The organism is Prosthecobacter debontii (genome assembly GCF_900167535.1).
In the GTDB taxonomy this organism is placed as follows: domain Bacteria; phylum Verrucomicrobiota; class Verrucomicrobiia; order Verrucomicrobiales; family Verrucomicrobiaceae; genus Prosthecobacter; species Prosthecobacter debontii.
The window spans coordinates 232,165-244,729 of record NZ_FUYE01000004.1; the positions used below are offsets into that span (position 1 = coordinate 232,165).

Sequence of the window (12,565 nt, forward strand, 5' to 3'; positions counted from 1 at the left end):
ATCGGCACCGGTGCTATTTTACCTCTTTGGCGGGTTGATCTCCCAATTGTAAGGTGGGCACTTGAGCTTCTTCACTGACCATGAAGCTAATCCAATGGCCAGCTACCGCGTGGGCAGGAAACCCGCAAGCCAAGGCAAACTCCCCAGCTTCATCGGGCGTGAAACTGAAGTCAGCTTTGCCCATGGTCATTCCAGTCAGATGCTTCGGAGTCGCTCCTCCTTCAAAGTAGGGTTCAGCGATTTGAAGTTTCTTGGTATCGGCCTGCTCGATGATGATGGCGCTATGCGGGATCGGGCTAGGGTTAATGAAGGTCACGTCCACCTTCCAACCGACAGGTACCGTGAGGACAGCTTTGCCGTGGGAGTAGCCATTGAAATTCATGCCGTAGTTGGCGGCGTTGAAAGTGGCGACCAAGGTGACTTTGACACTTTTGGGGGTGTCTCCGGACTTCAGAAGATCCTCGGCGGTGATGCCCGCAAAGAGTTCTTTTTTTAATCCCGGAATCTCCGTGCTGTGTTCGTGGCCGGGCGGAGTCTGAGACCAACCGCATGAGATGACGCTCAGAAGGAAGAGGAGGGTAAGGCGAAGCATGATAAGAATGACAACCGCTGCCTGAATGCGGCGGTTGCCAAGGGGTTGAGGCTTGGGTCGAATCGAAGACGTGAGTTGAATCAAAGGTGGACTATTTACCTGCGACAGGAGCCGTGACGGCATCCTGAGCCACCTTGCTGGTCGGAACGATTTTCCAGACGGCTCCACGCTCGCTCGTGTAAGGGTCCACGGGGCCACCATAATTGGCAGTGGCATGAGTAAGGTAGATGCTGCCATCCGGTCCGATGCCGCTCCCGGTGGGGCGAAGGCCATCGGCGAGGTCGAGCAGTTCCTGCATCTGCCAAGCACCATTCACCTGTTTCATGCCCCAGACCTTGCCACTGCCCCAGTCAGCCGCGAAGTAAACGCCGTCCAGCTCTGGATATTCGGTGCCGCGATAAACACCCAGGTTGATGACACAGATCCCTTGATCCACGTGGCTGTATTCCGCAATCGGTAGTACTCCCACTTGGGGATACTTTTCAGGATCCACGGCGGTTTCAGAGCCATCGGGGTTCTTCTTTAGGATCATGGGGAAGGGGTGACTCCCGCACATGAATTTCCAGCCGTAGTTTTCGCCCCCCTTACTGCTGGCGGGCTGCATGTTGATTTCTTCCCAGTGATTTTGGCCGATGTCCGCAATGTAAAGGTCCCCAGTTTTAGAGTCGAAGCTGAAGGTCCATGGATTGCGCAGGCCGTAAGACCAGATTTCGGGTTTGGCTCGCGGATGCACTTTGGAGAAGGCTTCCTCGCTGACTCCGAAGAGGGTCATTTGCTGCAGAGGCGTGATGAATGGGTTGTCCTTCGGGATGCCATAGGCGCGGTCGGCGCTGCTTTGATTCACGTCGATGCGCAGCATCTTGCCTAACCACGTATGTAAATCCTGGCCGGCATTGATCACATCACCCTCCCAGCCGCCATCGCCCACACCGATGTAAAGATACCCGTCTGGGCCGAAGGCGATCTGGCCTCCATGATGATTGCAGTAGGGGAAATCGATCTGCATGAGCACCTTCGCGCTTTCGGGATCGAGGCGGTCCGGGTTGCTTTTAGAGACCGTGTATTCGGTGATCATGGTGGCCCCGTTGAACCACAGGTCTGCATAGGCGACATAGACTTTTCCGTTCGTCTTGAAGTCTGGATGGAAGGCCATGCTGAACATGCCTAACTCCAGGAACGAAGAGATGGTCTTGTCTTTCAGGTCGAGAAAAGGACGCTTCAGCTTCTTGCCATCTTTGATGACTTGAATGAGGCCGGGCCGTTCAATCACAAACACCCGGCCACTGCCATCGTTCGGGGCGGCGACGCTGACAGGATCCACCAGATCATCGGCGACTTTGACAAGGCTGATGGCAATCTCACCCGGTAGCTTTCCTCCGGGCTGGACGGGTTGGGTTTCAGCAGCGGAGGAAACTCCAGTCGTCAGGGCGAGCAGAGCCAGCAAGGTAGGTTTCAGTTTCATGGTTGGTTGCGTTGAAAAAACCGATCAAATCAACGCCTCAAGGCTAAGGAAGTGCCCCGGCTGAAACAAGCCTGAAATGGCTTTGCTTGGATGCTCCATGCAAGCGAGCGGAAAGTGATTTAAGAGTGGATGCGGGACAGGGATTTGGTGAGCCTATAGAGACACACCGCGTTTCCAGGGCAGAAAATCATCTTGGCCGAGCCGGATGGCTTGGGGCACATAGTCACCACTGGCGGTTGCGAGACAAAGATCCAGGAGGGATTCTCCCATGGACGCGACACTTTGAGTTCCAGTGATCACGGCGCCGGTATCGAAGTCGAGAATGTCCGCCATCCGCTGCATGAGAGCCGTGTGGGTGGCCACCTTCAGTGTGGGGCAGATGGGGTTGCCGGTAGGGGTGCCTAGTCCGGTGGAAAAAAGCATGAGTGTGCAGCCCCCACCCGCCAGGGCAGTGGTGGATTCCACATCGTTCCCCGGAGTGCAATACAGAGTTAGGCCACCGTGACGACGAATAGGTTCTCCATAATCGAGCACATCCACAATCGGGGCCGTGCCGCCTTTTTTGGCCGCACCAGCCGACTTCATGGCATCGGTGATCAGGCCATCCCGGATGTTGCCTGGAGAGGGATTGGCATCGAAGCCCGAACCACAGGCCCGCGCAGCGTCTTCATAACGCCGCATGAGATCTAAAAAACGGTCCGCCAACTCTGGAGAGAGACAGCGGTCGCAGAGATTTTGCTCCACGCCAGAGAGTTCAGGAAATTCAGACAAAACCGGGGCTCCTCCCAAGGCCGCCAGTAGATCCGCGGTATGACCGATGACAGGATTCGCTGAGATGCCGGAAAACCCGTCGGACCCACCACACTCCACACCCAGGATCAAGTCAGAGATCGGACATGTAGTGCGACCGCCTTGTTCATGCGCCTGGGCGATGCCGTGAAAAGTGGCCCGAATGGCCTCGGTCAGCATCGCCTGCTCAGAGGCCCATTTTTGCTGTTCAAAGATGAGCAATGGCTTGGAGTGCTGGGGATAGAGACGGCTGAGTTCAGCTTCTAGAAGACTCACTTGAGCGTGCTGGCATCCCAGGCTGAGCACCGTAGCGCCGGCAACATTGGGATGAGCGATGTAACCGGCCAGCAAACGGCAGAGGGCGATGGCATCCTGTCGGGTGCCGCCACAGCCCAGCCCATGCTCCAGAAACTTGATGCCGGAGATGTTAGAAAAAAGCGGGGTGGGAACAGGGAGTGCTTCGAGAGGGAGGCCCGTGTTTTCGGCAAGCCGACCACACTGATGGGCCTGCACGAGTTCCTGCGCATAGCGCTCGTAGGCAGATGTTTGCGCATAACCGAGCGCCCGAGTCAGCGCCTCTCGCATGAACGCCACGTTGCGGTTTTCACAAAACACCAAAGGAATCACCAGCCAGTGATTCGCCGTGCCAGCAGGTCCATGCGCACGCCGAAATCCTTGAAAAGTGCGACCTTGCCACCGGCTGACGTCTGGGGGTGTCCAGAGGAGATCGGCTTGCTTGCCTGTGCAGGGGGCCGCGTGATGTTGAAGATTGCCTGTGCGGATGAGACCTCCTGCAGGGATCGCCTGGGTGGCCCGGCCTACGGTTACCCCATACATCGTGGCCAAGTGCCCTGAGGGGAAGTCCTGCGAGGCAAACTTGTGCTTTGCCGGAATCGCCTCCGGTAAGGTCCAGGTCCGGCCCTCCAAATGCACAATTTGCCCCGCTGATAGATCCTGAAGGGCGACGATGAGGTCATCAGCGGGATGGACGCGGAGGATCATATGGAATATTGTGGGTGGGTTGTCAGTTATGAGTTTGGCGCACGTATGTGTGCTGTTCCAGATTTTCTGTTCGCTCAGTTCACCGCCTCGTTTCTTTACCTCATGTCCATCTACGACCGCGACTACATGCGCTCTGGACCTCCACCTTTTGGGGAGTGGATCCGTGAGAGAACCGCATTCCAGTGGTTGTTTGCCCTGAATGTGATGGTCTTCGTTCTCCAATGGGGATTTGATTTCGCCTGGGTGCGCGATGCCCTCACTCAAGCCCCCCTGCGCCCAGCCGGGGGCATCAGCGTGGATGAATTGGCCGATGGACATTTTTGGACTCCCTTCACCCACCTGTTCGTGCATGCCGGTTGGTGGCCGTTTTTGGGCAACATGCTGCTGCTGTGGTTTGCCGGGCGGCGAGTGCAGGCCCTATACAGTGGCCGCAGCCTCGTCTTCCTCTACTGCATTGCCGGGTTGCTGGGTGCGGCCGTTCAGCTTGCCGTCTCCGCCTACGCGTTGAAAAATACCGGCTCACTGTTGATGGGGGCTTCCGCTTCTGTCTTGGGGCTGGTCCTGGCTTATGCCGTGGCGATGCCGGAGGAGGAAGTACCTCTGCTGGTGATCAGCCAGCGTGCCTTTGCCCGTCTGCTCATGGCCGTCAATGCGGGTGTGGCCGTGCTTCTCCTTACCGGGCACTTGCCCGAATGGGCTCAACTGACGGACTCCAACTGCTTTGCTCATCTAGGTGGTGGCTTGGCCGGTTGGTACTATGCCCGTTCATTGGGTTATGGCCGCGCGCAGAGACCGCGTCCGTATCTGGAATTCCGCGAGCGTGAAACCGTCACCGGCTCATCTCTCCGCCGTCGCCCACAGATGGCCCGCACCCGTCCGGCGGCTCGCCGCCCCGATGTGGATGTCGATCTGGAAGCCGTGCGCCGAGAGAACCCGCAGAACGATCCGCTGGTGGACCTGATGAAGGATGAAGTCGATCCCATCCTCGACAAGATCAACGACCACGGCATGGGCAGCCTCACCGAAGACGAACGCCGCACCTTAGAGAGGGCGAGTCGGCGGTTTACCAAATAAAACACCCCAGGTTTTTTAAACCTGGGGTGTTTGATGTCTTGGTCTTAAGGCAGGCGTGGGAACTTGCTGAAGTCGGGTTTCCGCTTCTCGACGAAGGCGTTTTTACCTTCTTTGGCTTCCTCACTCATGTAGTAGAGCAGGGTCGCATTGCCCGCGAGGTCAAGCAGACCCATCTGGCCATCGCAATCGGCATTGAGGGAGGCCTTGAGGCAGCGCAGCGCCAACGGGCTGTGCTGGAGCATCTCACGGCACCATTGGAGAGTTTCTTCCTCCAGTTTTTCCAGCGGGACGACGGTATTCACCAAGCCCATTTCCAGGGCCTGCTGGGCATCGTATTGACGGCAGAGATACCAGATCTCCCGGGCTTTTTTCTGCCCCACGATGCGGGCTAGATAACTGGAGCCGAGGCCGCCATCGAAGCTGCCGACCTTGGGGCCGGTCTGACCGAAACGAGCGTTTTCGGCGGCGATGGTGAGATCGCAGACGACATGCAGCACGTGACCACCCCCGATGGCGTAACCCGCGACCATGGCGACGACGGGCTTGGGCAGGGTGCGGATTTTGCGCTGCACATCCAGGATGTTCAGGCGCGGCACACCATCATCACCGACGTATCCGGCATTGCCACGGACCTTTTGGTCACCCCCGGAGCAGAAAGCCAAAGGCCCTTCGCCACAGAGAATGATGACGCCGACCTCAGGATCTTCATGCAGGATGTCCAGGGCGATGAGCATCTCCTTCACCGTCTGCGGTCGGAAGGCATTGCGCACTTCCGGGCGATTGATGGTGAGCTTGCCGATGCCGTCGGCGGTCTTTTCAAGCTTGATGTCTTGGAAGGTCTGAATGGTGGTCCACATGGTCGGTGAGCGATGGTTTGGGCAAAAGCAAACGACTGCCAGCTTCGTTAGGCGACGAAGCTGGTGTAGCGCTGAAGCTCGCTGAGACGGCTGGCCACATCATCTTTCGTGACTTTCTGCAGCTTGTGAGTGCTGAAGGCTTCACAGGTGTAGCTGGCGGTCACGCTGCCATGGACCACGGCCTGACGCAGGTCTTCAAAGGAGGGGGTGGTTTTTCCTTGGGAGGAAAGCCAGCCAGCCATGCCGCCGAGGAAGCTGTCGCCAGCGCCTGTCGGGTCGAAGACGGAATCCAGGGGATAAGCGGAGCAGGAGAAGAACTGGTCAGGTGTTTCGCCGAAGAGATAGCTGCCGTGCTCGCCGCGTTTCACGACGACGAAGCGGGGGCCTTTGGCCTGGAGCTTACGTCCGGCTTCGACGAGGTTGGTGGTGCGGGCAAATTCCTTGGCTTCGCCGTCATTGATCACCAGGAGATCGATCTTTTTCAGCACATCGTGCAGGCGCTCATTGGCGATGCTGATCCATAGATCCATCGTGTCTGCCACCACGAAGCTAGCGCCAGTGCATTGCTCCAGCGTCTGGAGTTGGTTGTCCGGGCTCATGTTGGCCAGGACGGCGATTTTGGCTTCAGCGGCGGACGCTGGCACTTTAGGAGCCCAGCTTTCCAGGACGTTGATCCCCACCGCATGGGTGGTTCGGTTGTTCATGTCTTCGTGGTATTCCCCTGTCCAGGTGAAGGAGGCACCGCTGCTACGTTCCAGACCATCCAGCTGAATGCCTTTGCTGCCGAGGAGATTCAAGTGGGCCTCAGGGAAGTCATGTCCGATGACACCCACGATGTGCACGGGCTGGGTGAAAATGCTGGCGGCCAGGGCAGCGTAGGAGGCGGAACCACCGAGCAGATTATCCTGAGAATCCTGAGGCGTTTTGACGTTATCCAGGGCGACGGTTCCGGCGATGATGACTGACATGGGATAATTGAGCGTGTGGAATAGTTCTTGCAGCAGGAGCCCGGATTTTCATAGGTGATCCAGGTCCCAGGGCGGCGGAGTATCCGTTGGCCCTCTCTGGTGTCAATCGTTCATCCCGTTGCTTTCCTCTTCCATGCGTTTTTCGATCTGTCTCATCGCGTTGGCCTTGCTGCCGATGATGATCATCGCTCACGGATGGTTTTATGCGGAAAAGCAGCAGCCAGGCTTGCAAGCTGCCGCACTGGAGGTGTTGCAGACGCATGGCATCAAGGCCGCCGTCGCGGATCTTCGTTATCTGGATCTGCGCATCGCAGGCAATGCTCCCGATGCCACCTCTCTGGAAGCGGCTGAGCAGGCCTTGGCGGTCTTCGGGCCGCTGCGTCTCACGCGAAGCGATTTGGTCATTCCCGCTGCTTTACATACGCAGCTGCAGGGAGCCACCCTGACGATTTCGGGTTGGCTTCCCAAGGACGCACGTATCCAGCATGTCACCCAATTGTTGAACAAGCTTCGGCCGGACCTCACCATCCAGACGGAGGAGGTGAAGTCGCATCCTCGAGTGTTCTGGCCCGAAGGGGAAAAAGCTCCGCTGACCGTGGAGAGCCGCTTACTCGCCCCGCTCGTGGGAAATCTTCGGGTCACTCCGTGGCTTGATCTTCGCCGCGATGCTCAAGGGCTGCATGCGGCAGGGGGGCTACCCGCCACGGGCCTGCGAGGTCAGTTGATGAAGCTGTTGGAGCCTCTCCAGGCTGAGCAACTCCTGGAGAGCACCCACACGATGCCCGCCACCTTCACACAGGATCAGGATGTGATCCCGTTACTTGAGGCTTTTTTTGCGGAACCTGGGCCTCGACACATTCGCTTTGAAGAGGGTGACGGCCCGTTGTTGGAAGGCTCGGCGACACGCCAGTTGGAGGCTCAATGGCTCGCGCTCTTGCGTCCGGTCACCGGTGGCAAACGGGTTCGCTCCCACCTGACATTTTATCCCTCCGTTTTTCATTTGCCGGGGCGCAAGCTGATCTCACCTCTCCCGGCTAAAGTAGCTTCTGAGTTGGCTGAAACACTCCAAGAGACGCCGATATCCTTTTCTACAGGTAGCGCGACCCTGAGCGCCACGGAGCAAGCCCGCCTCGCGGCCCTCACTCCCGCGCTCCTGGCCGCCGGACCTGCGGTGAAGTTGGTCATCGGCGGTCACCTTGACCCAGGCTCCGCTTCTGCTCGGGATCAATCTCTGGCTCTCGCCCGTGCTCGGCAGGTGCTGTCCTTCCTGGTCGAACAAGGCCTGCCAACCAGTGACGTTCTGACCGTCGCCTTTGACTCCGTTCCTCCGGGCTCACCTGGCGCTCTGGCGGCCCCCCACACCGTGGAGATTTTGCTTCGTTGACCTACGCTTTCCTCATGAAATTTGAGATTACATCCCTGGAGACTGAGCCGCTGGTCTATTTTCTCCTTCACAGCGCCATCTTTGTCACAGCGGTGTCATTTATCTTCTTTTTGTTAGGCCTATGGTTCGGGGCCCTGACCTGGGGACGGTATAAGAAAAAGAACCGGATGCAGCAGGAGGAGATGCGTGGTCTGCGTGAAGAAGTGGCAGGATTGAAGCGCAAACTCACGGAGCAAGTCATCCGTCCAGCCACCGGGCCCCTGGGAGAATCGCCGCCAGCTTTGCTCACCGAAGTCCTGCCCAAACCTTCGGAGATTTTTCCGGAGAGGGCGGCCAACTCCACACCCGAACTCACGCCCAAGACAGCATCTGCGCCAGCGCTGACTCTGCCTCCTAGCGCGGGCTCTGCCAAAGCGCCGACTGCCCCCCCACCCGAGGCGACGAAGCCCGCACCTGCAGGGGCTGAGCCGGAGAGTGAAACGACACCTCTACCCTTACCTCTGATCCCTGAGTTGGCCCCGATTCCTGGCATTACCCACCACACGCCGGAGCAGGTGGCGGAACTCCTCAGCCCGCGTGAACCAAAGTCCCCAGATCCTGCGCCTCCACGTGTCACGCGTGAGCTGCCTGAGCCTAATGACGTGGAGCCTTTTTCCTTCCTTTTATCAGATAGCCAGGAAGGGGATTTTCTAGGCTCATCGATGGAACCCGAAGAGCCCCTTGAGGCGGAGGTCGCTCCGCTTTCACCTCTCCACGCCATCGCTCACGCCGAGCCCCCGGCGGAGTCTGTCGAGGCCGTGGCTCCGCCTTCCGTCACCATCCTTCCCGAGGTCGATGCTTCGCTCGGCTTGGTTTATCGTCAGAGCCCTGCCGTGGTGGAGGATCTCACGCGTGTGCGGGGGATTTCACCGGCTCTGCAAAAGCGACTGCAAGAACTGGGCATCTACCGGCTCCAGCAAATCGCGGGATGGAGCCCAGCGCACATCCGAGAGTTCTCACGCCGTCTTGCTTTTAAAGATCGCATCGAGCGTGAACGTTGGGTCGAACAGGCCCGGCGGTTGATGGATGGGTGAGAATTGGATGGGGTATCGTTACCCAATAACCATTCGAAGGAGGCCCAAGAACGAAGCACCATAGGCTGCGACGAGAACCCAGAAGAGAAAGGGATGCTCATGCTGATGCACAAAGCCCTGGATGAATAAGACCGTGCCTTCACGAATCGCATGAATGATCAACCATCCAATGATGGCCAGGAAGGGAATGGCCAAACAATGCGCCGGACTCGACGGAGGACTTTCCGATAATTGCAGACTAGTGACAACCAGGATGGCTCCAATGATACCAATGATCCACGATACACAAAGACTGGCTTTTGATCGTGGAGGCTCGACTACACTATAAATTGAAACTTTCATCCAAAGGCGATCCCCGTGGTGAGATGCAAAAGCCGCTACAATGAAGCTGATTCCAACCACAGCGGAGACCAGGCCTCCGTCAGCAAACAAGCCTGCTCGGGATAAACGTGAAGCCAGCAACCATCCAACGGCGAAACCCACGATGACACCAAAGATCAAATGCAATCCCCAAGCTATCCAATCGGCCTTGAGTGCTGGTGGATGCTTGTCACGCTGCTTGTTAGACATGAGCGTGACCTCGTATCGATTGAGGGTGCCTCGACTCCTTCTTACCGCTCGCGTGATGAAGGTGCGTTGAGGAATTTTTTCACCTCATTGAAGATCCCATCGGGAGCGACCTGTTGAGCATGATCGCGCACGCCTTCGAACCAACTGTTCATGGTCGGTGCGTGACTGCGGGCGACGTTCAGCAGCAGTTCCATGGTGATGGGCACGGGCTGGCCGGTGTGAATGGCGGCCGACAGGGCCAACTCGGCGGCCCGATCAAACACCCATTTCAGATCTGCGCCGGAGAAGCCGCCTGTGGCATCCACCAGGGTCGGGACGTCGAGGTTGGAAATCGGTTTATCCTTGGCGAGGAGACTGATGATCTGGGTGCGCGCGAGGGCATCGGGCGGCTGCACGAAGATGGCTTGATCGAACCGACCTGGACGACGAAACGCCGGGTCTAGAGCCCAAGGCTGATTGGTGGCACCAATGACCAGCACGCGCTGATTTTCCCGCAGACCATCCAGTTCATGGAGAAACTGATTCACCAGATTGCGGAGCTGGCTCTCGCGCACATTGCGGCGATCCTGAGCCAGGGAGTCCAGATCATCGAACACCAATACGCAGGGAGCATTGGCCCGCGCGGTTTCGAAGATCTGATGCAGGTTACGCTCGGTGCTGCCGAAGTAGGGGTCGAAGATCTCATGCAGGCCGACAGAGAGGTAGTTGCAAGGAACTTCTCCCGCGACAGCGCGCAGCACGAGGGTCTTGCCGCAGCCTGGAGGGCCATAGATGAGGATACCGCCACCGGTGCGGCGGCCATAGGCCTTGTAGAGATCGGGATACTGAAGAGGGTAGATGATCTTCAGGCGAATCTCTTCCTTCAGCTCATCCATGCCGCCAACGTCGGCAAACGTGGTTTCAAAGCGATTCGGGTCACCTGGGGTAAAGAAGGTCTCAGGCCGCCAATCGTAGGGAGGCTCTTCCAGGGCGTCGTCGTAAAACTCCTGGGAAGCTTCACCCTCATCCAGGCCGTCATTGGGCATGCTCGGCTCTGCCTGGGTCGGGGTGGCCGGGGAGGTCCGGCGGGCATCCCTGGCGGTGCGGCCGAGTTCACGCTCGAGAGCAGGATCGCTCATGGTGCCGTCGATTTGCGCGGCGAGGTCGAAGTGTTCGATCGCTCGTGCCCGGTCATTTTCACTGAGATAAACACGGCTCAGCAGTAGGTGTGCGGAGGCATCGTCGGGCTCCTGGAGTAAGACACGCTCCGCCCGCACGGCGGCACCGGAGGTATCTCCCTCCATGAATAGGACGCGAGCGATGCCGAGCTGGGCGTCGGTATGATCAGGATCCAGCGCCAACACGCGCTCAAAAGCGATGCGTGCATCCTCGAGTTGCAGCATCTCCAAGCTGGCACGGCCGTAGAGCAGGAGAAGGGAAAGGTTATCGGGCGACTGCTCAAGAGCGTCACGGATGGCCTGAAGAGAAGACATAGCCTATGGGGGAAAGTGGAAGGGCCGGGGCCGCACTCACACCCCATGAAATAAAACCGGCTGGCGTGGGATGCGAGAGATTTCTTTCAGATAGACACGACTTCCACGTTCAGGGTTGAAAACCCGTCTCATCTGGCCCTTCATGCACGCTTACCCCGAATCCTCCGTTCCTCCCGCATCACCATGATTTTTGACTGGATCGCCGCCGCCCGCCCCAAGACTCTCGGTGCCGCTATCGCGCCGGTGGTGGTTGGCTCCGTTTTGGGCTGGAAAATCGGCGGGCAGTGGAGTGGGTGGCTGCTTTTTTGCACCCTGGGCAGCACCATCGCCCTCCAGGTGGCCACGAATTGGTTCAACGATGCCCTGGATTTCAAGAAGGGGGCCGATACCCAGGCGCGCATCGGTCCGCGTCGAGTCACGGCCTCGGGTGCGATCTCAGGTGGTCGGGTCATGGGGGCCGCCTGGTTCATGCTGGTTGTGGCGGCCCTCCTTTCGATCCCGCTCATTCAGGCTCGTGGCATGGCCATTGTGGCGATTGGGATTCCTTCCCTTTACTTCTGCTACGGCTACACCGGGGGCCCCATGCCTCTGGCTTATCGGGGGCTCGGCGAGCTGTTCGTGATTTTGTTTTTTGGTTTCGTGGCCGTGTTAGGTTCAGCCTTTGTGCAGTCGGGCGAGTGGCTGGAGGGCGGTCTTGTGGCGGGTTTTCAGATCGGGTGTCTCTCCACGGTTTTGATCGCCATCAATAACCTGCGGGATCAGGCGGAGGATCGCACCACGGGGAAACGAACCCTGGCCGTGCGTTTCGGCGTCACCTTTGCCCGACTGGAGATCACCTTTCTCATCCTGGCGGCGCATGCGGCAGGGGTGTATTGGTGGCAGCACGACTTCCCCAGCGCCTTCACCACGCCCCTGGCGGTCGTGCCGGTGGGGCTCTTTTTGATCCTGCGTATCTGGACTCACGCGCCCGGGCCGAGCTACAATCGCCTTCTGGCACTCAGCGGCATGCAACTGCTCTTGTTCGCCGGATTGTTTTGCTGGGGCGTATCTAGGGTGAGTTTTAATACTGGGGAAGGGCTCGTTGAGTCAGAACGGAGGTCAGGGCAAGGCGCGAGCGCCGTGCCTATATCCTCTGCGATCTTGGCCCAGCGAAGCAACGCCGCCATGGCCTTCGTTCTGACTCAACCCGGAGGGCCCGTGAGTAAGGTGCCGAATAGCTGTGTTGAACGCCTTGGAGCTATGTCACCATAGCCCCATCGGCGTTCGCCTTGCTCTTCAACACCTTCTCACGGGCGAGCCTCTCCCCAGTATTAAAACTCACC

General features: G+C 58.4%; 11 protein-coding genes. 4 read left to right on the forward strand and 7 right to left on the reverse strand.

Features of this window, described 5'->3' with window-relative positions; translation table 11 throughout:
* Window positions 1-13: 13 nt before the first annotated feature.
* The 3 genes from B5D61_RS07645 to B5D61_RS07655 all read right to left on the reverse strand — a co-directional run bounded on the left by B5D61_RS07645 (window position 14) and on the right by B5D61_RS07655 (window position 3,845).
* Window positions 14-592, reverse strand: a complete 579-nt coding sequence (locus tag B5D61_RS07645; protein WP_176159284.1) for a sulfocyanin-like copper-binding protein — start codon at window positions 590-592, stop codon at window positions 14-16.
* A gap of 91 nt (window positions 593-683) precedes the next feature.
* A complete protein-coding gene (locus tag B5D61_RS07650) occupies window positions 684-2,054 on the reverse strand; it encodes a PQQ-dependent sugar dehydrogenase (protein ID WP_078812746.1) in 1,371 nt (456 codons plus the stop codon).
* A gap of 153 nt (window positions 2,055-2,207) precedes the next feature.
* Window positions 2,208-3,845, reverse strand: a complete 1,638-nt coding sequence (locus B5D61_RS07655; RefSeq protein WP_078812747.1) for a UxaA family hydrolase — start codon at window positions 3,843-3,845, stop codon at window positions 2,208-2,210.
* 102 nt (window positions 3,846-3,947) lie between these two features.
* Here B5D61_RS07655 and B5D61_RS07660 point away from each other — a divergent pair, with 102 nt between their 5' ends.
* Complete coding sequence (locus B5D61_RS07660; RefSeq protein WP_217698939.1) at window positions 3,948-4,919, forward strand: rhomboid family intramembrane serine protease; 972 nt, start codon at window positions 3,948-3,950, stop codon at window positions 4,917-4,919.
* 44 nt (window positions 4,920-4,963) lie between these two features.
* Here B5D61_RS07660 and menB read toward each other — a convergent pair whose 3' ends face one another.
* Both menB and B5D61_RS07670 read right to left on the reverse strand, forming a co-directional pair.
* Window positions 4,964-5,776, reverse strand: a complete 813-nt coding sequence (gene menB, locus B5D61_RS07665) for a 1,4-dihydroxy-2-naphthoyl-CoA synthase (protein ID WP_078812749.1) — start codon at window positions 5,774-5,776, stop codon at window positions 4,964-4,966.
* A 47-nt stretch (window positions 5,777-5,823) separates the two neighbouring features.
* Window positions 5,824-6,744, reverse strand: coding sequence for a PfkB family carbohydrate kinase (locus tag B5D61_RS07670; protein WP_078812750.1), 921 nt, complete (start codon window positions 6,742-6,744; stop codon window positions 5,824-5,826).
* 133 nt (window positions 6,745-6,877) lie between these two features.
* On the opposite strand from B5D61_RS07670, the gene B5D61_RS07675 reads away from it, so the two are divergent.
* Together B5D61_RS07675 and B5D61_RS07680 are read left to right on the forward strand one after the other, a co-directional pair.
* Entirely contained in the window at window positions 6,878-8,128 is a 1,251-nt protein-coding gene (locus tag B5D61_RS07675) for an OmpA family protein (RefSeq protein WP_078812751.1), read from the forward strand.
* A 14-nt stretch (window positions 8,129-8,142) separates the two neighbouring features.
* Window positions 8,143-9,201 (forward strand): hypothetical protein, encoded by a 1,059-nt coding sequence (locus tag B5D61_RS07680; protein WP_139373125.1) that lies wholly within the window; start codon window positions 8,143-8,145, stop codon window positions 9,199-9,201.
* 18 nt (window positions 9,202-9,219) lie between these two features.
* Here the strand turns inward: B5D61_RS07680 and B5D61_RS26180 are convergent, their stop codons facing one another.
* Window positions 9,220-9,396, reverse strand: a complete 177-nt coding sequence (locus B5D61_RS26180) for a hypothetical protein (RefSeq protein WP_176159286.1) — start codon at window positions 9,394-9,396, stop codon at window positions 9,220-9,222.
* Between the two features lie 416 nt (window positions 9,397-9,812).
* Window positions 9,813-11,243, reverse strand: coding sequence for an ATP-binding protein (locus tag B5D61_RS07690; protein WP_078812754.1), 1,431 nt, complete (start codon window positions 11,241-11,243; stop codon window positions 9,813-9,815).
* A gap of 183 nt (window positions 11,244-11,426) precedes the next feature.
* Between B5D61_RS07690 and menA the strand changes: the two genes are divergently transcribed.
* Window positions 11,427-12,494, forward strand: a complete 1,068-nt coding sequence (gene menA, locus B5D61_RS07695; protein ID WP_078812755.1) for a 1,4-dihydroxy-2-naphthoate octaprenyltransferase — start codon at window positions 11,427-11,429, stop codon at window positions 12,492-12,494.
* Window positions 12,495-12,565 lie beyond the last annotated feature (71 nt).

What these genes read in the sequence shown, in the direction of transcription:
- B5D61_RS07680 (WP_139373125.1), top strand. Translation starts at nt 8,143, where the DNA reads ATGAAATTTGAGATTACATCCCTGGAGACTGAGCCGCTGGTCTATTTT.
- B5D61_RS07655 (WP_078812747.1), bottom strand. Translation starts at nt 3,845, where the DNA reads ATGATCCTCCGCGTCCATCCCGCTGATGACCTCATCGTCGCCCTTCAG.
- menA (WP_078812755.1), top strand. Translation starts at nt 11,427, where the DNA reads ATGATTTTTGACTGGATCGCCGCCGCCCGCCCCAAGACTCTCGGTGCC.
- B5D61_RS07660 (WP_217698939.1), top strand. Translation starts at nt 3,948, where the DNA reads ATGTCCATCTACGACCGCGACTACATGCGCTCTGGACCTCCACCTTTT.
- menB (WP_078812749.1), bottom strand. Translation starts at nt 5,776, where the DNA reads ATGTGGACCACCATTCAGACCTTCCAAGACATCAAGCTTGAAAAGACC.
- B5D61_RS07675 (WP_078812751.1), top strand. Translation starts at nt 6,878, where the DNA reads ATGCGTTTTTCGATCTGTCTCATCGCGTTGGCCTTGCTGCCGATGATG.
- B5D61_RS07690 (WP_078812754.1), bottom strand. Translation starts at nt 11,243, where the DNA reads ATGTCTTCTCTTCAGGCCATCCGTGACGCTCTTGAGCAGTCGCCCGAT.
- B5D61_RS07670 (WP_078812750.1), bottom strand. Translation starts at nt 6,744, where the DNA reads ATGTCAGTCATCATCGCCGGAACCGTCGCCCTGGATAACGTCAAAACG.
- B5D61_RS07650 (WP_078812746.1), bottom strand. Translation starts at nt 2,054, where the DNA reads ATGAAACTGAAACCTACCTTGCTGGCTCTGCTCGCCCTGACGACTGGA.
- B5D61_RS07645 (WP_176159284.1), bottom strand. Translation starts at nt 592, where the DNA reads ATGCTTCGCCTTACCCTCCTCTTCCTTCTGAGCGTCATCTCATGCGGT.